Source organism: Streptomyces sp. NPDC001781, from assembly GCF_053596035.1.
In genome coordinates, this window is the sequence record NZ_JBSFFI010000018.1 from 77,041 (window position 1) to 98,873 (window position 21,833).

The window sequence follows — 21,833 nt, forward strand, 5'->3', positions numbered from 1 at the left end:
GGCCACCCGGCGGCCCTCGCACCGACCGCCCGACGCATGGAGCCGACCGTTCACCGCAAACGCCCCGCGCCCCACCTTCCCAACCCACCCGCCCCGGCCTACCGTCCGGCCCCATGAGCAGCCCCCCTGTCGCGCCCCCGGGCTGGAGCCGCTGGCTCGTACCGCCCGCCGCGCTCTCCGTCCACCTCTCCATCGGCCAGGCGTACGCCTGGAGCGTGTTCAAGCCACCCCTGGAATCCGCGCTGCACCTGGACGGCACCCAAAGCGCGCTGCCGTTCCAGCTGGCGATCGTGATGCTCGGGCTGTCGGCCGCGTTCGGCGGCACCCTGGTCGAGCGCAACGGCCCGCGCTGGGCGATGACCGTGGCCCTGGTCTGCTTCTCCTCCGGGTTCCTGGTCTCCGCCCTCGGCGCGCAGACCCAGCAGTACTGGCTGATCGTCCTCGGGTACGGGTTCGTCGGCGGCATCGGCCTCGGCATCGGCTACATCTCGCCCGTCTCCACCCTGATGAAGTGGTTCCCGGACCGGCCCGGCACGGCCACCGGCATCGCCATCATGGGCTTCGGCGGCGGCGCCCTGATCGCCTCGCCGTGGTCGGCGCGGATGCTGGAGTCCTTCGGCACCGACCACTCCGGCATCGCGCTGGCGTTCCTGGTGCACGGCCTGGCGTACGCCGTGTTCATGACACTCGGGGTGCTGCTGGTCCGGGTACCGCGGCCGGCCGAGCGCGCGGAGAGCGGCCGGGGCGCGGTCCAGGGCGTCCAGGTCTCGGCCCGCGGCGCGCTGCGCACCCCGCAGTTCTGGTTGCTGTGGGTCGTGCTGTGCACCAACGTCACGGCCGGGATCGGCATCCTGGAGAAGGCCGCCCCGATGATCACGGACTTCTTCGCGGACAGCTCCACCCCGGTCTCCGTCTCGGCGGCGGCCGGCTTCGTCGCCCTGCTGTCGGCGGCAAACATGGCGGGCCGGATCGGCTGGTCGTCCACCTCCGACCTCATCGGCCGCAAGAACGTCTACCGGCTCTACCTGGGCGTCGGCGCGCTGACGTACCTGGTCCTGGCTCTGTTCGGGGACACGTCCAAGCCGCTGTTCGTGCTGTGCGCGCTGGTCGTCCTCTCCTTCTACGGCGGCGGCTTCGCCACGGTCCCCGCCTATCTGAAGGATCTCTTCGGCACGTACCAGGTCGGCGCCATCCACGGCCGGCTGCTCACCGCCTGGTCCACCGCGGGTGTGCTCGGACCGCTGATCGTCAACTGGATCGCCGACCGTCAGGAGGCCGCCGGGAAGGACGGGCCCGCGCTGTACGGCCTCTCGTTCTCGATCATGATCGGCCTGCTGCTCGTCGGGTTCGTCGCCAACGAACTCATCCGCCCCGTCCACACCCGTCACCACGTTCCCGCCCCGAAGGAGGCCCCCGATGCCCAGCGAGAGCAGCCCGCCTGACCGGCGCGCCCTGATCGCCCTCTCCTGGCTCTGGGTGGGCGCACCGCTCGCCTACGGGCTGTACGAACTGGTGCGGAAGGCGACGCAGCTGTTCACGGGGTGAGGTGTCCGGCGCCCGTACGTGCGAGCGAAGCGCCGAGCCCGTGAGCCGAGTTCGGGCGTACGGGGGTCTGCGTGAAGCCGACAACTGAGATGCCCGATTCCTGTCGCTTCACGTACCCCCGTACCCGTGAGTCACTGCGCAGACTGGAGTGTCCCGCCAACCACGGCAGCTACGAGGGGACTCCCGACATGCACGGCTCGCGTATCGCCGCGATCGGCCACTACCAGCCCGCCAGGGTGCTCACCAACGACGACCTGGCCGGCATGGTCGACACCAGCGACGAGTGGATCACCAGCCGGGTCGGCATCCGCACCCGGCACATCGCGGGCCCCGACGAGCCGGTGGACGAGCTGGCCGCGCACGCCGCGGCCAAGGCCCTGGCCACGGCCGGGCTGGCCCCCGGCGACATCGACCTGGTGCTGGTCGCCACCTCCACGGCGATCGACCGTTCCCCGAACACCGCCGCCCGGGTCGCGGCCCGGCTGGGCATCCCCGATCCGGCCGCGATGGACGTCAACGTGGTGTGCGCCGGCTTCACCCACGCGCTGGCCACCGCCGACCACACGGTACGGGCGGGCGCCGCGACGCGTGCGCTGGTCATCGGCGCGGACAAGATGTCCGAGGTCACCGACTGGACCGACCGCACCACCTGCGTCCTGGTCGGCGACGGGGCGGGCGCGGCCGTGGTGGAGGCGTGCGCACCGGGCGAGGAGGCCGGGATCGGGCCGGTGCTGTGGGGCTCGGTGCCGGAGATGGGCAACGCGGTACGGATCGAGGGCACGCCGCCGAGGTTCGCGCAGGAGGGGCAGAGCGTGTACCGCTGGGCCACCACCCAGCTCCCGCCGATCGCCCGGCGGGCCTGCGAGAAGGCGGGCGTGGCCCCGGCCGACCTCGCGGCGGTCGTCCTGCACCAGGCCAACCTGCGGATCGTCGAGCCGCTGGCGCAGAAGATCGGCGCGGTGAACGCGGTCGTCGCCCGCGACGTCACCGAGTCCGGCAACACCTCCGCCGCGAGCATCCCCCTCGCCCTCTCCAAGCTGATCGAACAGGGCCGCGTCCGCTCCGGCGACCCGGCCCTCCTCTTCGGCTTCGGCGGCAACCTCTCCTACGCCGGCCAGGTGATCCGCTGCCCCTGACCAAAAGGGTGGCCGAGGGCACGGATACGCAGGTGAAACGCACTCCGAAAGCTTGGTATTGTTGTCCATGTCGCCACGGGGAACACCCCCGGCCAGGTGACAGACACCTTGTCCGGGTGGCGGAATGGCAGACGCGCTAGCTTGAGGTGCTAGTGCCCTTTATCGGGCGTGGGGGTTCAAGTCCCCCCTCGGACACCAGGAGGGACGTTCACGAGATCGTCCCGAAGCGTTCACGAATTACCGGTCGAGTCATGTGACTCACCGGTATTTCGTCGTTTCTGGGGCCTTGAGCCTCGTGATCGGCTCGGTGAGGGGGCGGAGTGCTGCGGGGGTGCGTCACTCGCGTGGAGGCTCGATCTGCCCCGGTCGAAAACGCCCACCTCGGACAACTGCACCCCTCCGGTCGAATCCCGGACCTCGGGGGCACGGGCGCCGAGGACACCGGCACCTGACGAGCACGGCGTCCGGACGGAGAGCGGTTGCCGAGGAAAACAGTGATCCCTCACCACGGGATAAGGCGCGCTCCCTGAAAAGAGAGCAGGAACCACACGGCTAGGGGCAGGAAAACGCAGAGGACGACCCCTGCCAGAATCTTCCCCCACAGGGCGGTCTTCCCTCTGGCCTCGTTCGGCACGGCAGCTCACCATCCGTCCCGGGCCGCGGCGATCGCGTGGTCGAACGCCGGGCGGCCCTCTTCCTTCGGAATCCGTCGTTCGAGCGATTCACTCCGGCAGGGGGCGCAGCCTGCCGCTCCAGCGCGCGTCGTCGCCCGGTGCCGTCACGAGGATGCCGAACGCGGTCTCCATCAGCGTCAAGACGCCGTACAGAGGTGCGACTTGACCACGAGCGAGGCCAAGCGGTCGCATGATGTCGTCAAGCCTCGTCGGGTCCTGACCGGTCGGCTCGATCGCCTGAAGGGTGTGGAACTCGACGAGGAGGTCGCCTCCGACCGCGTACTTGAACCAGTGTACGGGCTTGTCGTTGTAGTGAACCACGGTCGCCTCGGTGCCCGCGGAGACGGCGCTCAGGATCCGCTCGTCGAGTCCGTGCACGCCCCCTTGCTCCCATGCCCACGCCCACGAGCCGTCGAGGCCGGTCACGACGACCGGTTCGTCCTCGTCGAGAAGGTCGTCACCCAAGTCGTTCGACAGGTGCTCCACATGGCGAAGGGCAAGGGTTCCCGGATCCACCCCCATGCGGGTCAGCAGTTCAGCGGGGGACAGGTTCCGTGCGAAGGTCAGGGTGTAGAAGGGAAAGTCCCCGTGCCGGAACATGTCGAGGCCGAGGCCCGTACCTGTGCTCGTCATGCGGCGGATGCTGCCACATCCCACTGACATCCCGCCCGCACGGAGACCTTGCCCCGGGCCGTCGCCCTCGGGCCTCCCGGCGGCCAGGCCGAACGAGGTGTCAGAGGGCCCCCTTACGGTGCCCGTATGCAGCACTGGATACGTGGTCCGCTCCGCCATCACGCGGAGACCAATGTCGTCTTCTTCCGGGGCACGTCCTTGGACGCCGTCACGCGGGGACTCCTCGCCACGCAGCGCATGCCACTCGCGTACGGCAAGGGCGCCGACTGGCAGCTGGTGATGCACGACATGCTCGGCTGGGAGAGCGATGACCACCACCCCGCCCGTTACGGGCAGTTGTGCCCGGCCGGTGCCGAGCTCGTCGTCTTCGTCACGGAGCCGTGCGTCGCCAAGGCGCACGGTCCCGAGTTCACGTACTACCGGGATGGTCGCTTGATCAGTGGATTCAGCTTCGAGACTCCCGCCCATCGGACAGGTGAAGAGCCCGACCTGCTGGCGTCCGCCCTCACGACGGCGGGAGTCGTCGGACCGCACGCGGAGCTCGACAGGGGCGACGACGACATACGGACAGCTCAGGCGATCGCCACGTTCTTCTCCCTGCCGGAACTCGACATACCGTGACGCACGGCTTACCGGGCCGTTGGAAGCGCTTGACCAACGGCCGCACCGGGGGCGGGACCGTTGGTCACGATCTTGTTGGCCCCGTTCCCGCTCTTGATCGTCAGCGTGACGCGGATCAGCTTCCACGGAACATCGGGGTCGTGCACGTCGAGCGGGACCTGGTACGGGACCCAGATGTCTTAGGCCGGGCGAAGTCGGAGCTGGGTGATGAACGCGACGTCGACCATCAGGGTGGCCACGGCCGCGGGTGAGGCATCCCCGGGGCTCCCGATGGTGGCGGCGACGGTCGCCGTGTGGGCCCCGGCCGAGAGCCCGCCTTCGAGCGCGGCGCACCGGGACGCCGTCTTGATCCGCTGATCCACGACGGCGTCCGCGGGCATGCCCGCGCCAACTCCGTACCCGTGGGGAACGCGTGCCGTGCCGCCACTGACATGATCGGGCTTGGTCCGGGGCCGTCCGCCCAGCGGCCGGAACCCGGAGCCGGTACACCCTCCCGGCCAACCGGGGGTGTCGTCCCGACGCGCCGGTCGGGACGTCGGCGCCGGGCCGGAACGCGGCTGGGTCGTCGGACCGGTTACAGCAGCACGAGCAGCCTGGTCCCCGGGACCAGCTTCCGGTTGACCGAGGTCGACTGGACGAACACGGTGTAGGCCTCGTTGCTCCCGGGCGTCACCGTGACCTCCGTCGAGGGCAGACCCAGGAGCTGCCGGGCGGCGGGACCCGTGAACACCTTCCCGGTCGTCCGGCCGGTGGCCGGGTCCTTCTCCGCCACGGCGATCTGCTTGTTGGCCTGGATCTTCTCGCGCTTGGACAGCTCGTAGAAGGCGCAGCCGGTCCGGTACGTATGCCCGGCGCTGGTGACGAAGTCGCGGATGGACGTCCGTCCGTCCACCGGGATCAGGACGTACTTGCCGGCGTCCAGGGCCTGGAGGCTGGACTTCACGTCCGCCGCGCTGAGGTCCTGGCCCATCGCGAAGAGGTCCCTGGTGCCGCGCACGCCCTGCTCGCGGTCCCGCAGGAACTTCGTGGCGGCCGTCTTGACGACGCCGATCGCCTCCTCGACGCCCTGGTCCGAGTCCGCGTCCCAGATCGAGATGTTGCCCGTCGGGAAGCCGTACTGCTGGGCGGTGCGCTTGGCCAGGGAGTTCGGCACCATGATGGCCGAGGTCCAGTGGTCCGGCAGGTTGTCCATCTTGTCGGCGATCCGGCTCCGCCACGTGTCCAGGACGGCACGGCCGTCGGCAAGCTGGTCGTGGCGCGCGCCCGTCGTGTCGGCGCCGGAGGCGTTCTCCTCGCCGTCGGTGACGACGACCTGGAGGAAGCTGTGCTCGCCGTACTCCTCCCATATGTGGCCGAGGTCGTCGAGCGCCTTCACCGACGCCTGGATCAGTGCCGTCGCGCCGTTCTCGACGGTGTACAGGCCCCGCATGGACGGCAGGTGCTTGACGTCCATGTCCCACACAAGGTTCTCGACCAGGTGGTCGAAGGCGTAGAGGCTGATCCGGGTCTCGTGGCCGAGCCGGTCGGACTCCTCCGCCAGCCCCTTCACGAACTCATCGACCACGCGGACGAGTTGCTCCGAGTGGTCTCGCATCGAGCCGGACTTGTCGATGACGAGAGCGACGTGGTTCACGAAGTGCTTCTTGAGCCGGTCCTTCACCGTAGCGCTCATCGTGTCCATCCCCTTTTCGTGGTCGAGCCCCAACGCCTTTTTCGCAGGCGGACATGCCCTGCCGAGAGATGAATCCCGGCAGGACCCTGGTCCGTTCAGACGATGGCTCCACCTTATGGAGGAGCACTGACAACAACGCATGCCGAGCCGCGGTTCGGCGCGAGGAACACCCGCTGGGACAACACCGGCGCCGGGGAACAGGTTCACCGTCGGACGAGGAGAAGGAGCCGCCGATGACCCGCAACCGCGGTCCAAGTGCCGTCCGCCATCGACTCCGGGACCCCTCTCCTGTTATCGTCACTTCGACGTAAACCGGAGGGGGTCGCGATGGCTGTCGCGGATGTGCTGGGTGGCTTGGTCGCGCCGTTGAACCATCAGTTGTTCCAGCTGGGGCAGGACGCGGTCACCTGGGCCGAGCTGCTCGGGTTCGCCACCGGGGCGGTGTGCGTATGGCTGTGTGTGCGGGCCAGTGTGTGGAACTTCCCCGTGGGGATCGCCAACAACCTGTTCTTCCTGGTCCTGTTCTGGAGCGCCCGGCTCTACGCGGACGCCTCGCTGCAGGTCGTCTACCTTGCTCTCGCCGCTTACGGCTGGTCGGTCTGGCTGCGCGGTGGGGAGCGGCGCTCCCGTCGGCGCATGGGCCGGGCGTCCCGGTCCACCCTGTGGGTCCTGCCGGCCCTGCTGGTGCCGGTCACCTGGGGGCTGACCGTACTGCTCACCCGGGCGCACGACTCCGCGCCCTTCTGGGACGCCCTGACCACGGCGCTGTCGCTGGCCGCGCAGTGGCTGCTCAACGCGAAGCAGATCGAGAACTGGTACTTCTGGATCGCCGCGGATCTCGTCTACATCCCGCTGTACTTCGCCAAGGGGCTGGACCTGACCGGCATCGTCTACGTGCTCTTCCTGGCGATGTGCCTGGTCGGATGGCGTTCCTGGCGCCGTGATCCGGCGACCGGCCCCGTCGCGGAGACCGAACGGATGGTGGCCGCGTGAGCACTCGCTTCACCCACGGGCTGGTGATCGGCAAGTTCTACCCGCCGCACTCCGGCCACCACTTCCTGATCCGCTCCGCCGCCGACGCCTGCGACGCCGTCACGGTCGTCGTGATGGCGGCCGGCCAGGAGTCGATCCCGCTCAAGGAGCGCGTCGCGTGGATACGCGAGCACTGGGCCGGCGACCCGCACGTCGCGGTCGTGGGTGTCGTGGACGACCTGCCGGTCGACTACGGGAGCGAGGCGGCCTGGGAGGGACATGTCGCCCTGATGCGCCACGCCCTCGCCCTGGGCCCGCACGCGCCCGCCGTCGACGCGGTCTTCAGCTCCGAGCCCTACGGCACCGAACTCGCCCGCCGTTTCGACGCCGCACCCGTCCTGCTGGACGTCGACCGGGGGACCTTCGCCGTCTCCGGTACGAAGGTCCGCGCGGACCCCGTCGCCCACTGGGCGGAGATCGAGCCGCCGGTCCGGGCCTGGCTGGCCCGCAGGGTCGTCGTGGTCGGCGCCGAGTCGACGGGCACCACCACCCTCGCCCGCGACCTCGCCACCGCGCTGCGTGCCCGCGGCGGCCCGCACGCGCTCACCCGCTGGGTCCCCGAGTACGGCCGCGAGCTGACCGTGGCCAAGCTGGCCCGCGCCCGCGCGCTGGCGGCCCCCGGCCTGCCCCGCCCCACGGTGGCGGACCTCGACTGGGACGACACCGACTTCGAGCTCGTCGCCCGCCGCCAGAACCACACCGAGCAGCAGGCCGCCCGTACCGGGGGACCGGTGCTGGTGTGTGACACCGACGCCCTGGCCACCACCGTCTGGCAGGAGCGTTACCGCGGCCGCACGACCACCCCGGTCCGGGATCTCGCGCGGGCGATGCCGCCACGCGCGCTGTACCTGCTCACCTCCGACAAGGACGTCCCCTTCGACGACGACGGCCTGCGCGACGGCGAGCACCTGCGCGGCTGGATGACCGACCGCTTCCGCGAGACCCTCACCGCCTCGGGCGTCCCCTGGCGGGAACTCCACGGCGACCGGCCGACCCGCCTCACCGCCGCCCTCACGGCGGTGGACCGCCTCCTGTCCGGCGGCTGGCACCTGGCGGACCCCCTCGGCTGAGCCGGGCCTGATCAGGTGTGCGGCCAGACCGTCACGTCCATCATCAGGAAGCCCAGTTCGGGGAGCGCTGTCGACTTGACCTGCACCACCAGGAGGGCGATGTTGCCCGCGCGGTCCCTGGCGCAGATCTCGCTCCCCGCCGCCACGGCCGCCAGCGGCAGGTGGTGGCTGGTGGCGCCCTGGACTTCGAACTTGCACGAGTCGTAGGTGGCGCCCGGCTTGGCGTAGCGCAGGAGGAGCGCACTGCTGCGGCTCTCCAGTGAGCATTCCTGCGCGCCGCAGGTGAAGCGGATGTCGCCCGCGCGGTCCTTCCGTACGCCCGGCTCGCCCAGGTTGAGCGAATTCGTCGCGTCCAGGGTCTGGAGGGGCTCGGCGACGGGCAGTGGCGTCGCGGGGGCGGTGGGGGAGGGGCGGGAGGAGGCTTCGACCGCATCGCCCAAGGAGCCGGAACCGCTCCCGGACCCCGCGACGCCCGACGGACCGGTGCCCGGCCGTTGAGAACCGGTGCCCGGCCGCTGCGAACCGGTGACCCTGGAATCGTGCGACCCCGCCGAGCCGAGTGCCGCCCACGCCAGCCCCCCCACCAGTGCCATGGCGGTGACGGCCACGAAGGCCCCGGCGATCAGCGCCACCCGCGCCCTGCGGGACATCGGCTCGGCCGGCGGGGGCGCGTAGGGCCAGTGCGCGGAGGGGGGTGGAAGCATCCGGGTCGACGGGGCGAGGGGTGCCGGAACCGTCAGCTCCGGCCCGCTGGCCTCCCGCCAGACGGACGTCCCCGCGCCGCCTTCGGGGACAGGGCCCATGCGCTCACCGCACCACTGGACGATGTCCGCCGGTGTGGGCCGTTCCTCCGGATCGCCCGCCAGGCAGCGGGCGAACAGCGGGCGCAACTCCTCGGGCAGCAGCGACAGGTCGGGCGCGGAGTGGACGATCCGGTACAGCACGGCGGGCAACGAGCCCTCGCCGTACAGCGGTTCACCTAGGGCCGCGAAGGCCGCCGTCTGGCCGAGCGCGAAGACGTCCGTCGCCGGGGTGATCTCGCCGCCGGACGCCTGCTCGGGAGCCATGAACACGAGTGTGCCCATGGCGGCACCCGTGGCGGTGAAAGAGGTGGCGTCGGCGGCCAGGGAGATGCCGAAGTCGATGACGCGGGGGCCGTCGGCGGCCAGCAGTACGTTCGACGGCTTCAGGTCCCGGTGCACGATGCCGGCCTCGTGGATCGCCTTCAGCGCCTCGGCCACGCCCGCCATCAGCCGCAGCACCGCCGGGACCTGAAGCGGTCCGCGCCCGGCCACGGCGTCCGCCAGGGAGGGGCCCGGAACATACAGCGTGGCGAGCCACGGCGGTTCGGCCTCCGGATCGGCGTCGATCAACTCCGCGGTGTACGCGCCCCGGACCCGGCGGGCCGCCGCGATCTCCCGGCGGAACCGGCGCCGGAAGGCGGGGTCGTCGGCCAGCTCCGACCGTACGACCTTGATCGCGACCGGCCGCCCGCCGTGCGTGTGCGACAGGTAGACCCGCCCCATCCCGCCCGCGCCGAGCCGCGCGGCCAGCCGGTATCCCCCCACCGCGACCGGATCGTCCGCCTGAAGCGGCCGGAACGCCTCGCCGGACGTGTTCATCCACTCTCCCCCTGCTTCGTCCGGCCCCGGAAGTGCGCTCCCGTGCCGAACAGCTGACGGGTGATCTTCTCAGAACGCGGCACCCGCTCACTCACCCGTGCCGCATCCCTTGACGCACCCCCCTCCGGAGGATTAACTCACGTCCTAAATTAAGCCCTGAGGAGCCGATGCGGTTTTCGGGGTTTCTCTCTCCCGGGAAGGGACCGCTGGAGTCATGCGCAGCATCCGAGCCGCGGCCGCAGGCGCCGTCGTCATGTCTCTCGCCCTCGCGGCAACGGCGTGCGGAGGAGGTACGGACAGTGGGGGAGGAGCCGGCGGCTCGTCCGGGACGCTGACCTACTGGGCCTCCAACCAGGGCGCCGGCGTCGCCGTGGACAAGCAGGTGCTCCAGCCCGAGCTGGACAAGTTCGAGAAGCAGACCGGCGTCAAGGTCAAGGTCGAGGTCGTGCCCTGGTCCGACCTGCTCAACCGCATCCTCACCGCCACCACCTCCGGCCAGGGCCCGGACGTGCTGAACATCGGCAACACCTGGAGCGCCTCCCTCCAGGCGACCGGCGCGCTGCTGCCCTGGGACGCTAAGAACTTCGCCAGGATCGGCGGACGGGACCGCTTCGTCGGCCCCGCCCTCGGCTCCACCGGCGCCGAGGGCAAGGACCCGGCCGCCGTACCGCTGTACTCGATGGCGTACGCCCTCTACTACAACAAGCAGATCCTCGCCGACGCCGGGATAGACGGACCCCCGGCCACCTGGGACGAACTCGTCGCCGACGGCGCCAGGATCAGGGCCAGGGGCAAGTCCGTGCTCGGTGCCGAGGGATCGAACCTCTCCGAGAACATCCACCACGTCTTCGTCTTCGCCAAGCAGCACGACGCCGACTTCTTCTCCGCCGACGGCAAGCCCGACTTCACCAGCCCCGGGGTGGTCGACGCCGTCAAGCAGTACGTCGACCTGATGGCCAAGGACAAGGCCATTCCGGCGGGCAACGCCGAGTACGCGCAGAACCAGTCCGTCAGCGACTTCGCCAAGGGCAAGCAGGCCATGCTGCTCTGGCAGTCCGCCGCCGCCAACCTCAAGTCCCAGGGCATGAAGGACGACGCCTACGGTGTCGCCCCCGTACCCGTCCAGAAGGGCACCCCCGGACCCGGCGCCCAGGTCAACTCGATGGCCGCCGGCATCAACATCGCCGTCTTCAGGAACAGCCGCAACCTCGACGGCGCCACCGAGTTCGTGAAGTTCATGACCAGCGACGCCGAGCAGAAGATCCTCAACAAGGCCTACAGCTCCATCCCGCCGGTCAAGGCCGCGCAGGGAGACCCGGCGTTCGACGGGCCGTCCACCGCCGTGCTGAAGGACACCCTCGCCAGGAGTGCCGCCGCGCTTCCGCAGGTCGCCACCGAATCGCAGTTCGAGACCGCCGTCGGCACCGCGGTGAAGACCCTGTTCGCCGACGCCGCCGCCGGGCGCGCGGTCACCACCGCCTCCGTCAAGGCCGAGCTGGAGAAGGCCCAGCAGCAGATGCCGGCGGCCTGACGCCCATGACCTCCACCGCCCTGAAGGAACCGGTGCGCGAGGACGCCCCCGGTGCGGCGAGCGAGCCGCGCCGCACCGGGCGGTCCCGCCGCGCCGCGCTCCCGTACCTGCTCCTGCTGCCCGCCCTGGTCTTCGAACTCCTCGTGCATCTGGTCCCGATGGTCATCGGCACCCTGATGAGCTTCCGGTCCATCACCCGCTTCACCCTGCGCGACTGGAGCAACGCCCCCTGGACCGGCCTGCGCAACTACCGCGTGGCCGTGGACTTCGACGCCCCGGCCGGCGAGGCGCTGCTGCGCTCGTTCGCCGTCACCGTCGGCTTCACCCTGCTCTCCGTCGCCCTGTGCTGGGCGCTCGGCACCGCCGCCGCCATCTTCATGCAGGACACCTTCCGGGGCCGCGGTGTCCTGCGCGCCCTGTTCCTGGTGCCGTACGCGCTGCCCGTCTACGCGGCCGTCATCACCTGGGTGTTCATGTTCCAGCACGACAACGGCCTGGTGAACCACGTCCTGCACGACCAGCTCCACCTCACCGGCAAGCCGTCCTTCTGGCTCATCGGCGACAACAGCTTCTACGCCCTGCTCACCGTCTCGGTGTGGAAGGGCTGGCCGTTCGCCTTCCTCATCGTGACGGCCGGCCTGCAGAACATCCCGCGCGAACTCCACGAAGCCGCCGCCCTGGACGGCGCCGGGACGTGGCAGCGGATCCGCCGCATCACCCTGCCCTCCCTGCGCCCGGTCAACCAGGTTCTGGTGCTGGTGCTGTTCCTCTGGACGTTCAACGACTTCAACACGCCCTACGTCCTGTTCGGCCGGGCGGCACCCGAGGCCGCCGACCTGATCTCCGTGCACATCTACCAGACCACCTTCCTCACCTGGGACTTCGGCACCGGATCCGCCATGTCCGTCCTGCTGCTGCTCTTCCTGCTGGCCGTGACCGGCGGATACCTGCTGTTCACCGCACGCGGAAGGAGGGCCGGGAATGGCTGACTCGTCGCCCATGGCGCCGCCCCGCTCGTTCCTGTGGTCCCGCCGGATCTTCCTCACCCTGCTCACCGGCTTCGTGCTGCTGCCCGTCTACGTGATGGTCTCCAGCTCGCTCAAGCCGCTCGCCGACGTCACCGACGAGTTCCGCTGGCTGCCCAGCCGGCTGACCGTCCGGCCGTACGTCGACATCTGGTCCACCGTGCCGCTCGCCCGGTACTTCGTGAACTCGCTGATCGTCGCCGGATCGGCCACCGTCTGCTCGGTCGTCATCGCCGTCTTCGCGGCCTACGCGGTCAGCCGGTACGACTTCCGGGGCAAGCGCGTCTTCACGGTCACCGTGCTGTCCACCCAGATGTTCCCCGGCATCCTCTTCCTGCTGCCGCTGTTCCTGATCTACATCAACATCGGCAACGCCACCGGGATCGCCCTGTTCGGCTCGCGCGGCGGGCTGATCCTGACGTACCTGACGTTCTCGCTGCCGTTCTCCATATGGATGCTGATCGGGTACTTCGACTCGGTGCCGCGCGACCTCGACGAGGCGGCGCTGGTGGACGGATGCGGTCCGCTCGGCGCGCTGTTCCGGGTGGTCGTGCCGGCCGCCGTGCCCGGCATCGTCGCCGTCGCCGTCTACGCCTTCATGACGGCCTGGGGGGAAGTCCTCTTCGCGTCCGTGATGACCAACGACACCACCCGCACCCTCGCCGTCGGACTCCAGGGCTACTCCACCCTCTACGACGTCTACTGGAACCAGATCATGGCCGCCTCGCTCGTGGTGAGCGTGCCGGTGGTCGCCGGATTCCTGCTGCTCCAGCGCTATCTGGTCACGGGACTGACGGCGGGCGCCGTCAAGTGACCGACTCCCCGTACCTCGAAGGGACTTCCATGTCCGAGCCCATCGACCTCGCCGCCTTCCCGGACGACTTCCGCTGGGGAACCGCCACTTCGGCCTACCAGATCGAGGGCGCCGTCGCCGAGGACGGCCGATCGCCGTCGATCTGGGACACCTTCTCCCACACCCCCGGCAAGATCGACGGCGGCCACAACGGCGACACCGCCTGCGACCACTACCACCGCTGGCGCGACGACCTCGGTCTGATGCGCCGACTGGGCGTGGACACCTACCGGTTGTCGGTCGCCTGGCCGCGCGTGATGCCCGGTGGCGACGGCCCGGTCAACGCCAGGGGGCTGTCCTTCTACGACGAGTTGACCGACGCGCTGCTGGAGGCGGGCATCACCCCCTCCGTCACCCTCTACCACTGGGACCTGCCGCAGGTGCTCCAGGACCGGGGCGGCTGGCCGGAGCGGGAGACCGCCGAGCACTTCGCCGCGTACGCCTCGGCCGTCGCCGACCGCCTCGGCGACCGCGTCACCCACTGGGCCACCCTCAACGAGCCGCTCTGCTCGGCCTGGATCGGCCACCTCGAAGGCACGATGGCCCCCGGCTTGACCGACCTCACCGCGGCCGTCCGCGCCTCCTACCACCTGCTCCTCGGCCACGGCCTCGCCACGCAGGCGATCCGCGCCGCCGCGCCCGACGCCGAGGTCGGCATCGTCACCAACCTCTCCACCGTGCACGCCGCCACCGACAGCCCCGAGGACCTGGCCGCCGCGCACCGCCAGGACGGGCACATCAACCGCTGGTGGCTCGACCCGGTCCACGGCCGCGGCTTCCCCGCCGACATGGTCGAGGTGTACGGGGTGGAACTCCCGCAGAAGCCGGGCGACCTGGAGGTCATCGCGACCCCGCTGGACTGGCTGGGCCTCAACTACTACATGCCGGACCATGTCGCCGACGACCCCGGCGGGCCCGCCCCGTACGCCCGTTCCGTGCGCCGCGAGGGCGTGCCGCGTACCGGGATGGACTGGGAGATCGACGCGAGCGGCATCGAGACGCTGCTGCTGCGTCTCACCGAGGAGTACGGCGCCCGCAGGATCTACGTCACCGAGAACGGCTCGTCCTTCCCCGACCGGGTCGGCCCCGACGGCACCGTCGACGATCCCGGACGCCGGGCCTATCTCGAGAGCCACCTCGCCGCCTGCGCCTCCGCCGCGGCCAAGGGCGCCCCGCTCGCGGGCTACTTCGCCTGGTCCCTGATGGACAACTTCGAGTGGGCGTACGGCTACGACAAGCGCTTCGGCCTCTTCCACGTGGACTACGCGACCCAGGCCCGCACGATCAAGGCCAGTGGCCGCCGCTACGCGGAGATCATCGACACCCACCGCAGGCTCGGGCGCCGCGCGGTCTGAGCCGACCCGGGGGGCCCACGCGTGCCCGCCCCCGCCACCTCCGAGACGGCAGGCACGCCAGGGCCGGCTTCCACGCCGGGCGGGTCAGCCGTTGAGGTTCCGCATCAGCTCGGGGGAGTAGCGGTCCCCGGAGGCGACCCCGCGCGGGGCGACGGCTTCGATGGCGGCCATGTCCTCATCGGTGATCGTCACGGTGGTGGCGGCGACGTTCTCCTCCAGGTAGCGGCGGCGCTTGGTCCCTGGGTGCTGCGCCATGGCGCAGCACCCAGGCGAGAGCCAGCTGGGAGGACGAGACCTGCTTGGCGGCGGCGATGCGCCGGACCTCGTCGACGACGGCCAGGTTGCGGGCGAAGTTCTCGCCCTGGAAGCGCGGGTCGGTGCGGCGGAAGTCGTCGGCGGCGAAGTCGTCCGGACTGGAGATCGCACCGGACAGGAATCCGCGGCCTGCCGTGCCCGGCTCCGGCGGTCCGGGCCGGTCAGCGCACCCAGGCATCGGTAAGGGTCCGGACGGCGGAGCCGTCGAGGTCGGCGAGGGTGGTGGCGACGAAGTCGCGGGCCCACTGCGAGGTCTGGACGCGGAAGGGCGGGCGGGCGGAGGTCAGGGCATCGACGATCGGGGCGGCTGCCTCGGCCGGGGTCTGGGCACTGCCGAACGACTGCTGGGCGCGGGCGATGTAGGCCTCGAGGGCCGGGCCGTAGGGGCCGGCGGCGGCGACCAGGGCCGGGACGTCCAGGCCGAGATTGGCGACGAACTCGCTCGCCACCGCACCCGGCTCGACCACGGTGACGTCGACGCCGACGGTGGACGCGACCGGCGCCAGGGACTGCATGAAGCCCTCCACGGCGAACTTGGCCGCGCAGTAGGCCTCGTTGAAGGGCTGGCCGACGACGCCGCCGACGCTGGTGACCGTGATCACCCGGCCCTTGGACGCCCGCAGGTGCGGCAGTGCAGCCCGGGTCACCGCCACCACGCCGAAGAAGTTGACCTCCATGGCCGCGCGGACGTCGTCGACGCTGCTCTGCTCGATGGTGCCGACCTGGGCGGCGCCGGCGTTGTTGATCAGCGCGTCCAGACGGCCGTGTTCGGCGACGACCTCGTCCAGGCAGGTGGTGATGCCGGCCGGGTCGGTCACATCGAGGCGCTTGACCTGGACGCGGTCCGCGACACCTGCCTCGGCGGCGGCCTCGAGCAGTGCCCCGGCCCTGCCGGTGTCGCGCATGGTGGCGATGGTCGTCCAGCCCGCCCGGGCGGTGCCGAGGGCGGCGGCCAGCCCGATGCCGGAGGACGTACCGGTGATCAGAACCGTCTTCGGGGAGGTCATGAGGGTCTTCCTTGCCTGGGGAACACGACGGGTGCGGCACCCGTAACCGGGGAGTTCCCCGGTTATCTGGAAACCGTAATCGGGGAACTCCCCGGTTGTCCAGCTAGACTGGCCCGGACGAAGGGAGCAGCCTTGACCACCAAGCCGAGCGTGTTGCGTGCCGATGCCCGCCGCAACCGGGAGCGCATCCTGGAAGCGGCCGTGCGCGCCTTCGCGGAGAGGGGCGCGGACGTGGCGATCGACACGATCGCCAAGGCCGCGGGCGTCGGCTCGGCCACGCTCTACCGCCACTTCCCCACGCGCGAGGCGCTGGTCGAGGCGGCTTACCGCAACGAACTGGCCCGCGTCTGTGACAGCGCCGCGAAGCTGCTCTCCGGCCATGCGCCGGACCGGGCGATCCGCCTTTGGATGGACGACTTCATCGACTACGTGGCTGCCAAGCAGGGCATGGCGGACGCGCTGCGTGCCGCGGTCGCGTCCGGTGCGGACCCCTTCGCCGAGACCCTCGACAGACTCGGCAGCGCGCTCGGCACCCTGCTGCACGCCGGCGCGGACGCCGGTCTCCTGCGCTCGGACATCGACCCCCTCGACGTCGGTTTCAGCCTGGCCGGAGTCGCGCTGATCACCAGCGCTCCCGACCAGCGCGAACGGGCCGGCCGCCTCCTCGACCTCCTCCTCGACGGCCTCCGGTACGGGGTGGAAGGACCGGCGTCCCGCTCGTGACCCGGCGTGGGCCATGGCCTCCGCCCGCGGGGCACCCGCCCTCCGCGATGCCCGCCCCGGGGCCGCGGAGCCGTTGACGCCGCAACCGCAACCGCGCCTGCCCCGCGCCGCACGGCCCCGGCCGCTCGGCGGACGGTGACGTCGGCTGAGAGTCCTGCGCGTGTCCGCTCCCACAACACCTTCAGCGACGCAGGCGCCTTGCTCGTCGGCGTAGGCCGGCGCGGCCGTCAACGTCCGCCCTGGGCGAGCTCGGTTCGCGACGGCGGTCGCCTTCCCAGGAGCGCGATCGGCATGGTGGCGAATCCGGCTCGCACCACACCGTCACTTGCATAACGAGGTCTCAACGAAGCTGATGCATGCGGCCCTTGAGGTACGGAGCGACTGTAAGTTCCTGCCATGAAACAGGGTAAAGAGGTCGAGAATCCCGAGTCGCGCTTCTTCGCGGTGCTCCTGGCGGCGGCCAAGCTCCCCGGTGTGCGTATTCACCGAGAGGCCTACCTCCGGACGGCGCTGCGGCGCCACTGCACCGAGGATGAGATCCGCAGAGCGATCGAAGAGTCGCCCGCCGCGGCGGGTATCACCGTCGCCGTTCTGGAGAAAGCGGCGAACGACTCGATCCGCTACGAGACGGCCAAGGTCAGTGCCCTCTCCGCCGCGGCCGGGATACCCGGCATCCTCGCCCTTCCCGCCACAGTGCCCGCCGACGTTGCACAGTACGTCGGCCACATGCTGCGTATCGCGCAGAAGCTCGCCTATCTCTACAGCTGGCCCGAACTGTTCTCCGACGAGGGTGATGACGTCGATGACGCCACCATGGGGGTGCTCACGCTGTTCTTCGGCGTGATGTTCGGCACCCAGTCGGCGAACGCCGCTGTGGGGAAGGTGGCGGGGATGATGTCGGAGCAGGTGGCCAAGAAGCTGCCTCAGAAGGCGCTCACCAAGGGCGTCGTCTATCCCATAGTGAAGAAGGTCGCGGCCTACATCGGCGTCAAGATGACAAAGGAGTCGTTCGCGAAGGCCGTCTCGAAGGCGATCCCTCTCGTAGGGGCCGCCGTCTCCGGGGGGTTCACCTTCGCGACCTACCTTCCGATGGCCAAGAGGCTCAAGAAGCACCTCGCCGGCCTGCCACTGGCGGACCCCTCGCACCGAGTGACGGAGGGGGAAGTCGTGGACGGTGAAGTCGTCGCTGAGCACGAATCCTTCATCCCGGCACAGGCTGAACCGCACGGCGCGGACTCCGCTGCCGTCAAGCTGGAGGAACCCGGGTCCTGACCCCCCGAGTGGCCTGCTGGCTGCCGAAGGGGCCCGCCTTCCGTGTTCGACGGAGGTGCGGGCCTGGGTTCGCAGCCGTCAGACACCTTCACCGCCACCGCGTTCAAGGACGACGCGGAGCCGGGCTTCTGCTTGACCCAGTACGCCGGTCACCGGCCCGGCCCAGAATTGCTTAGTGACCCACGCTCCGTGCTGGAGATCGGCTGCGGCACCGGCCGTGCTCTCGTCCACCTTGCTCGGCGAGGCATCACCGCTCTCATCCTTTGCCCACCTTGATCGGAACTTTGCCGCCCCTTTGTCAGGCCTGCGAAAGCAAACCGGCTCGGTGAACTACCGTCTTCGGGCCGGTCAGCCGACTCAGGGGGAGCAGAAGACGTCATGGGCGACCACAGCGACGGCAAGATACTCGATATCAGGATGGCCGATCTGAAGGCGACGGCCCCGCATTTCCACACGCACAGCTCCGACCTGGCCAAGGCGCTCACCAAGCTCAAGGCCGCTTTGGCAGCGGCCGGTTCGCCGTGGGGTGACGACGAGCAGGGGAAGAAGTTCCACGAGCACTACGGCCCGCACGTCGAGAAGGTGGAGACCGCCGCCGGGATTCTCGCGCTCGGCCTGGCCAGCATCGAAGCGGCCATGACAGACATGGCCGACGGTCACATCGACAACGAACTGCTGATCCGCTCGATGTTCAGCAAGATCCAAGCCGCCCCGCACGACGGCGACGCGAGCGCGCGGTGAGCGGGGCCGGCAAGGCCAAAGAGATCGTCCAGGACCTGACCGGCATGTGGTGGCCGGATGCAGACGAAGGGCGTCTGCGGGACGCGGCCAAAGCCTGGCGGGACTTCGCCGACGACCTGGAAGACGTGACGGCCGCCGCGAACAAGTCGGCGCGCGGCATCATCGAGCACAACAAGGGTGAGGCGATATCCGCCTTCGATGACCCGTTCTGGCGCCGCTACTACCACGACGGCCACGGCTGGCTCCAGGACATGATCGATGGCGCCCGCGACATGGCCAATGCCCTCGACCAGTACGCCGACGTCGTCCACAAGGCCGTCAAGCATCTGGAACACGAACTGGAGATCGTCGGCGCTACCATCGTGGCCGGCACCGCCCTCGCGGTCTTCACGCTCGGCATCTCCGAAGGCGCCGCGGCAGCAGCCACCGCCTCGATCCTGGAACTGTCCGCCACGCTCGGCGTCACCGTGTCCACCGAGATCGCCACCATCGCCGGCACCACCCTGGCCACGGCCGCCATCGGTGGACTCGAGTCGATCACCGTCGACCTTGCCGTCACCCAGCCCGTCGCTATCGCCACCGGTGAGAGCCAGGGCCTCAGCCTCGACGAGGTGAGCGACTCCGCCCGCTACGGCATGGAGTTCGGCGGCGCGTTCGGAGCAGGTGGAAGCACAGCCCGAATCGTCGCCGAGAACGGTGGGACGGTGGGCCTGTTCAACGGCTTCCGGCTGAACATCGCGGCCCTTGACGAGATGGGCAAGTCCCGTACGTGGAAGCTGATCCAGTCCCCCGACTCGAAGATTCCCGCTCCTCCGGCGCGGGCCGGCGACTACGAGTTGGTTTCGGGCGACCCGGTGTACTTCGGGAAGAACACCACCACGGTGGGTTACGACGAGCGCACCCTGAATAACCTGCAACGGGTCGCCCGGGTCCCCGGCGTACACGACGTGGTCGTCCACGGCACGGACGAAGGGGTTTTCGTCCCCGGCCGTGTCAACGCCGCGGGGAAGACCCTCACAGACTTCGAAGTGCACCCCAACCACATCGCGGACGCGATCCGCAGCAATCCCAACTACCACGGTGAACCGGTGCGCCTCATCTCCTGCTACTCCGGCGCCGACGCGAGACCGCCCGAGCTGCCCCTCGCGCAGGCCGTCGCCAACGAGCTCGGTGTGCCCGTGACGGCGCCCACGAGCAAGGTGGGAACGTCCCCCCAGCTCGGCCTCAACCAGACCCCCACCATCGGCAACAATGGCTACTGGCGCACCTACCTGCCCATGGCCCACTAGGGCAGGCTCACAGGAGTGGAAATGATCAAGCGAGCGGGCTTCTACCGGGAGATCGGCGGTCAGGCCACCACGGCAGACGATGCGCCGTCGCTGCGAGATGCCGCACAGGACAGTGGGCCCTGGGACGAGGACCGTATCCTTGCCTACCTGGAATCGGCCCTGGAGATCTACTCCACGATGGGCGCCGAGCGTGACGTCCTCACTGGCGAAGAGTGGATCGTGGGCTCCGGATCCCTGAAGACGGATGGCACCTGGCTCTGGCCCGTCGATCTCACGCACTACGTACGTCGTCACCACGCTGTCCTGCCGCAGGAATTCCTGGACCACATCCGGGCCAACAACTACAAGGTCCCTGTCGTGCCCGACGAACGGGCCAGGCACATTTTCCAGGAGGAGTTCCCGGACCACGCCCCCGCCGCGGCTCCGTCCAAGGCTGCGGGCTTTTTCACTTGGTACGTGCCGAAACTGAACAGCGCGCGTGCCAATCAGCTCCTCACGCATCTGGAGACCGCCGGGCTCTCCGCCGTGCACCCGCTGACTCATGCTCTCTTCGGGTTCCGTGAGACGCCGGCCGGAAACCGTGAGCCGCTGATGGGTGATGGCGCAGCCCTGGCCGCCGCCTTGGCCGACGATCGATACTCGAAGGCCGAGTTCACCTGCTGGAAGGGCTACGACCAGTCCCTGACCGGCATCGTGCGACGCACGGACGAGACGACGCAGAGCATCACGCTGCGCCTCACCGACGTCCCCGTGTCCGACCGCGAGGAGGCGGTCGCGGCACTGGTGCGCACGCTCGACCAGGATGCGGCCGACTGCCGCGGATTCGTCATCGACCGAGCCGGCATTTCGGCTTCCCAGGACTGGAACCGCATCCTCGTCGGCGACGGAGGGCATTTCACCGTGTGGCCCGATACCGTCGGCATCCTCCGGGACCGCGTGGGCGACCACCCTGAGCTGGCCGACAGCAAGCCGACTGCCTACGGCCCGCTCGACGTTTTCCATCGCCCGTGAACCCTCGACCGCCACAGCGGCCCCGGCACTGGTCCGACCGGCCTGACCGGGTTTTCGGGCGTTCAGGGTGCGGAGGCTGCCGGTCACGGACAGCCGCCCGGAACACACCCCGAGACGACGGCCACGCACACCGGCCCGATGCGCTGGGGCCGAGGGGGTCGGGACCTGCTCCTCGTCACCGCGTACGCCGACACGTGGGGCTGCCGGACGCGAGACGCCCACACGAAGACCGTGTGGGCGGAGATCACGGCCCTCGTCGTGAGTCGGATGGTCTACTGGGGGCCGTGAGATCAGGAGGCGAACGCCCGCAGGAGCGCGGCGAAGGCGGTCAGCCCCTCAGATCATCTGCCTCGGGAGCGGCTTCTCTTCGAAGTGGGCGATCCGGCTACGGACGTCTTTTCGCCCGCTTGAGGCGGCCGATGAACTGCTTCCCATGGATGCGCCTACGCGAAGGCTCACCCCGCCGCGTGGCAGGCAGCACGAGACTGTAGGCCAAAGCCTGGTACTTGCCGACGTGGACCGCCGGGCAGTACATGGGCTGAACCTCTCCCCGAATGTCTGCCTGTCGCGACGGTTGCACTCGGCTGACGGCCTTTCAGGTGCCTTGACCGTCCCGGCTGTGCTGGTACGTCCGCTGCCCTGAGCGGATCGACCGGATCCAGCGTTCCGCTGGACTGTGAGGCCGAGGACCGAGCTCGTCGGCGCT

At 69.9% G+C, this 21,833-nt stretch carries 22 protein-coding genes, 1 tRNA gene and 1 pseudogene; 17 read left to right on the plus strand and 7 right to left on the minus strand.

What is annotated here, in order from left to right; all coding sequences use genetic code 11:
* Positions 1-113 precede the first annotated feature (113 nt).
* The 4 genes from ACWCV3_RS18325 to ACWCV3_RS18340 all read left to right on the plus strand — a co-directional run bounded on the left by ACWCV3_RS18325 (position 114) and on the right by ACWCV3_RS18340 (position 2,879).
* On the plus strand, positions 114-1,442 hold the full coding sequence (locus tag ACWCV3_RS18325; protein WP_451224738.1) for an OFA family MFS transporter: 1,329 nt from the start codon (positions 114-116) through the stop codon (positions 1,440-1,442).
* Positions 1,417-1,545: an MFS transporter small subunit gene (locus ACWCV3_RS18330; RefSeq protein ID WP_267881266.1), complete on the plus strand. Its 129-nt coding sequence runs from the start codon at positions 1,417-1,419 to the stop codon at positions 1,543-1,545. Before ACWCV3_RS18325 ends, ACWCV3_RS18330 begins: the two co-directional genes overlap by 26 nt.
* A 188-nt stretch (positions 1,546-1,733) precedes the next feature.
* On the plus strand, positions 1,734-2,681 hold the full coding sequence (locus ACWCV3_RS18335) for a beta-ketoacyl-ACP synthase III (protein WP_451224742.1): 948 nt from the start codon (positions 1,734-1,736) through the stop codon (positions 2,679-2,681).
* A 110-nt stretch (positions 2,682-2,791) separates the two neighbouring features.
* Positions 2,792-2,879: transfer RNA gene (locus tag ACWCV3_RS18340), tRNA-Leu, on the plus strand.
* 524 nt (positions 2,880-3,403) lie between these two features.
* On the opposite strand, the gene ACWCV3_RS18345 is transcribed toward ACWCV3_RS18340, so the two are convergent.
* Positions 3,404-3,988, minus strand: coding sequence for a DUF6461 domain-containing protein (locus ACWCV3_RS18345; protein WP_451224745.1), 585 nt, complete (start codon positions 3,986-3,988; stop codon positions 3,404-3,406).
* Between the two features lie 126 nt (positions 3,989-4,114).
* On the opposite strand from ACWCV3_RS18345, the gene ACWCV3_RS18350 reads away from it, so the two are divergent.
* Complete coding sequence (locus tag ACWCV3_RS18350) at positions 4,115-4,609, plus strand: DUF6461 domain-containing protein (RefSeq protein ID WP_451224748.1); 495 nt, start codon at positions 4,115-4,117, stop codon at positions 4,607-4,609.
* A gap of 179 nt (positions 4,610-4,788) precedes the next feature.
* Here the strand turns inward: ACWCV3_RS18350 and ACWCV3_RS18355 are convergent, their stop codons facing one another.
* Both ACWCV3_RS18355 and ACWCV3_RS18360 read right to left on the minus strand, forming a co-directional pair.
* Positions 4,789-4,989 carry a hypothetical protein gene (locus tag ACWCV3_RS18355; protein WP_451224751.1) on the minus strand — a complete coding sequence of 67 codons (201 nt, stop codon included), beginning with the start codon at positions 4,987-4,989 and terminating at the stop codon, positions 4,789-4,791.
* 194 nt (positions 4,990-5,183) lie between these two features.
* Complete coding sequence (locus tag ACWCV3_RS18360; protein ID WP_451224754.1) at positions 5,184-6,290, minus strand: VWA domain-containing protein; 1,107 nt, start codon at positions 6,288-6,290, stop codon at positions 5,184-5,186.
* 318 nt (positions 6,291-6,608) lie between these two features.
* Here ACWCV3_RS18360 and pnuC point away from each other — a divergent pair, with 318 nt between their 5' ends.
* Positions 6,609-7,274 (plus strand): nicotinamide riboside transporter PnuC, encoded by a 666-nt coding sequence (gene pnuC / locus ACWCV3_RS18365; RefSeq protein ID WP_451224757.1) that lies wholly within the window; start codon positions 6,609-6,611, stop codon positions 7,272-7,274.
* A complete protein-coding gene (locus ACWCV3_RS18370) occupies positions 7,271-8,383 on the plus strand; it encodes an AAA family ATPase (RefSeq protein WP_451224760.1) in 1,113 nt (370 codons plus the stop codon). The genes pnuC and ACWCV3_RS18370 overlap by 4 nt, the downstream gene beginning before the upstream one ends.
* 11 nt (positions 8,384-8,394) lie before the next feature.
* Here ACWCV3_RS18370 and ACWCV3_RS18375 read toward each other — a convergent pair whose 3' ends face one another.
* On the minus strand, positions 8,395-10,005 hold the full coding sequence (locus tag ACWCV3_RS18375) for a protein kinase domain-containing protein (protein WP_451224763.1): 1,611 nt from the start codon (positions 10,003-10,005) through the stop codon (positions 8,395-8,397).
* A gap of 214 nt (positions 10,006-10,219) precedes the next feature.
* On the opposite strand from ACWCV3_RS18375, the gene ACWCV3_RS18380 reads away from it, so the two are divergent.
* The 4 genes from ACWCV3_RS18380 to ACWCV3_RS18395 are packed head-to-tail and all read left to right on the plus strand — an operon-like array spanning position 10,220 to position 14,769.
* Positions 10,220-11,536: an ABC transporter substrate-binding protein gene (locus tag ACWCV3_RS18380; protein WP_451224766.1), complete on the plus strand. Its 1,317-nt coding sequence runs from the start codon at positions 10,220-10,222 to the stop codon at positions 11,534-11,536.
* Positions 11,537-11,541: 5 nt separating this feature from the next.
* A complete protein-coding gene (locus ACWCV3_RS18385) occupies positions 11,542-12,525 on the plus strand; it encodes a carbohydrate ABC transporter permease (RefSeq protein WP_451224769.1) in 984 nt (327 codons plus the stop codon).
* A 10-nt stretch (positions 12,526-12,535) separates the two neighbouring features.
* Positions 12,536-13,375, plus strand: a complete 840-nt coding sequence (locus ACWCV3_RS18390; protein WP_451224900.1) for a carbohydrate ABC transporter permease — start codon at positions 12,536-12,538, stop codon at positions 13,373-13,375.
* A 29-nt stretch (positions 13,376-13,404) separates the two neighbouring features.
* Positions 13,405-14,769: a GH1 family beta-glucosidase gene (locus ACWCV3_RS18395; protein WP_451224772.1), complete on the plus strand. Its 1,365-nt coding sequence runs from the start codon at positions 13,405-13,407 to the stop codon at positions 14,767-14,769.
* A gap of 84 nt (positions 14,770-14,853) precedes the next feature.
* Here the strand turns inward: ACWCV3_RS18395 and ACWCV3_RS18400 are convergent, their stop codons facing one another.
* From ACWCV3_RS18400 to ACWCV3_RS18410, 3 genes are read right to left on the minus strand one after another with little or no spacing between them, the layout of a single operon-like run.
* Positions 14,854-15,024 (minus strand): hypothetical protein, encoded by a 171-nt coding sequence (locus tag ACWCV3_RS18400; RefSeq protein ID WP_451224906.1) that lies wholly within the window; start codon positions 15,022-15,024, stop codon positions 14,854-14,856.
* On the minus strand, positions 14,945-15,262 hold the full coding sequence (locus ACWCV3_RS18405) for an aldo/keto reductase (protein WP_451224775.1): 318 nt from the start codon (positions 15,260-15,262) through the stop codon (positions 14,945-14,947). Before ACWCV3_RS18405 ends, ACWCV3_RS18400 begins: the two co-directional genes overlap by 80 nt.
* Complete coding sequence (locus tag ACWCV3_RS18410) at positions 15,246-16,091, minus strand: SDR family oxidoreductase (RefSeq protein ID WP_451224778.1); 846 nt, start codon at positions 16,089-16,091, stop codon at positions 15,246-15,248. The genes ACWCV3_RS18405 and ACWCV3_RS18410 overlap by 17 nt, the downstream gene beginning before the upstream one ends.
* Before the next feature lie 132 nt (positions 16,092-16,223).
* On the opposite strand from ACWCV3_RS18410, the gene ACWCV3_RS18415 reads away from it, so the two are divergent.
* The 6 genes and pseudogenes from ACWCV3_RS18415 (at position 16,224) to ACWCV3_RS18440 (ending at position 21,127) form a co-directional block, all read left to right on the plus strand.
* Positions 16,224-16,814, plus strand: coding sequence for a TetR/AcrR family transcriptional regulator (locus ACWCV3_RS18415; protein ID WP_451224781.1), 591 nt, complete (start codon positions 16,224-16,226; stop codon positions 16,812-16,814).
* A gap of 396 nt (positions 16,815-17,210) precedes the next feature.
* Positions 17,211-18,086, plus strand: a complete 876-nt coding sequence (locus ACWCV3_RS18420) for a hypothetical protein (RefSeq protein WP_451224784.1) — start codon at positions 17,211-17,213, stop codon at positions 18,084-18,086.
* A 42-nt stretch (positions 18,087-18,128) separates the two neighbouring features.
* A pseudogene (locus ACWCV3_RS18425) lies at positions 18,129-18,341 on the plus strand (hypothetical protein); the annotation flags it as partial.
* Positions 18,342-18,464: 123 nt separating this feature from the next.
* Positions 18,465-18,827, plus strand: coding sequence for a hypothetical protein (locus ACWCV3_RS18430; RefSeq protein ID WP_451224787.1), 363 nt, complete (start codon positions 18,465-18,467; stop codon positions 18,825-18,827).
* Positions 18,824-20,116, plus strand: a complete 1,293-nt coding sequence (locus tag ACWCV3_RS18435; RefSeq protein WP_451224790.1) for a WXG100 family type VII secretion target — start codon at positions 18,824-18,826, stop codon at positions 20,114-20,116. The genes ACWCV3_RS18430 and ACWCV3_RS18435 overlap by 4 nt, the downstream gene beginning before the upstream one ends.
* Before the next feature lie 21 nt (positions 20,117-20,137).
* A complete protein-coding gene (locus tag ACWCV3_RS18440; RefSeq protein ID WP_451224793.1) occupies positions 20,138-21,127 on the plus strand; it encodes a hypothetical protein in 990 nt (329 codons plus the stop codon).
* The last annotated feature ends 706 nt before the right edge of the window (positions 21,128-21,833 follow it).

Excerpts from the sequence above, each read along its gene's own strand:
- ACWCV3_RS18325 (WP_451224738.1), top strand. The coding sequence starts at position 114 with ATGAGCAGCCCCCCTGTCGCGCCCCCGGGCTGGAGCCGCTGGCTCGTA.
- ACWCV3_RS18330 (WP_267881266.1), top strand. The coding sequence starts at position 1,417 with ATGCCCAGCGAGAGCAGCCCGCCTGACCGGCGCGCCCTGATCGCCCTC.
- ACWCV3_RS18335 (WP_451224742.1), top strand. The coding sequence starts at position 1,734 with ATGCACGGCTCGCGTATCGCCGCGATCGGCCACTACCAGCCCGCCAGG.
- ACWCV3_RS18345 (WP_451224745.1), bottom strand. The coding sequence starts at position 3,988 with ATGACGAGCACAGGTACGGGCCTCGGCCTCGACATGTTCCGGCACGGG.
- ACWCV3_RS18350 (WP_451224748.1), top strand. The coding sequence starts at position 4,115 with ATGCAGCACTGGATACGTGGTCCGCTCCGCCATCACGCGGAGACCAAT.
- ACWCV3_RS18355 (WP_451224751.1), bottom strand. The coding sequence starts at position 4,989 with ATGCCCGCGGACGCCGTCGTGGATCAGCGGATCAAGACGGCGTCCCGG.
- ACWCV3_RS18360 (WP_451224754.1), bottom strand. The coding sequence starts at position 6,290 with ATGGACACGATGAGCGCTACGGTGAAGGACCGGCTCAAGAAGCACTTC.
- pnuC (WP_451224757.1), top strand. The coding sequence starts at position 6,609 with ATGGCTGTCGCGGATGTGCTGGGTGGCTTGGTCGCGCCGTTGAACCAT.
- ACWCV3_RS18375 (WP_451224763.1), bottom strand. The coding sequence starts at position 10,005 with ATGAACACGTCCGGCGAGGCGTTCCGGCCGCTTCAGGCGGACGATCCG.
- ACWCV3_RS18380 (WP_451224766.1), top strand. The coding sequence starts at position 10,220 with ATGCGCAGCATCCGAGCCGCGGCCGCAGGCGCCGTCGTCATGTCTCTC.
- ACWCV3_RS18385 (WP_451224769.1), top strand. The coding sequence starts at position 11,542 with ATGACCTCCACCGCCCTGAAGGAACCGGTGCGCGAGGACGCCCCCGGT.
- ACWCV3_RS18390 (WP_451224900.1), top strand. The coding sequence starts at position 12,536 with ATGGCGCCGCCCCGCTCGTTCCTGTGGTCCCGCCGGATCTTCCTCACC.
- ACWCV3_RS18395 (WP_451224772.1), top strand. The coding sequence starts at position 13,405 with ATGTCCGAGCCCATCGACCTCGCCGCCTTCCCGGACGACTTCCGCTGG.
- ACWCV3_RS18400 (WP_451224906.1), bottom strand. The coding sequence starts at position 15,024 with ATGGCGCAGCACCCAGGGACCAAGCGCCGCCGCTACCTGGAGGAGAAC.
- ACWCV3_RS18405 (WP_451224775.1), bottom strand. The coding sequence starts at position 15,262 with ATGCCTGGGTGCGCTGACCGGCCCGGACCGCCGGAGCCGGGCACGGCA.
- ACWCV3_RS18410 (WP_451224778.1), bottom strand. The coding sequence starts at position 16,091 with ATGACCTCCCCGAAGACGGTTCTGATCACCGGTACGTCCTCCGGCATC.
- ACWCV3_RS18420 (WP_451224784.1), top strand. The coding sequence starts at position 17,211 with ATGAAACAGGGTAAAGAGGTCGAGAATCCCGAGTCGCGCTTCTTCGCG.
- ACWCV3_RS18430 (WP_451224787.1), top strand. The coding sequence starts at position 18,465 with ATGGGCGACCACAGCGACGGCAAGATACTCGATATCAGGATGGCCGAT.
- ACWCV3_RS18440 (WP_451224793.1), top strand. The coding sequence starts at position 20,138 with ATGATCAAGCGAGCGGGCTTCTACCGGGAGATCGGCGGTCAGGCCACC.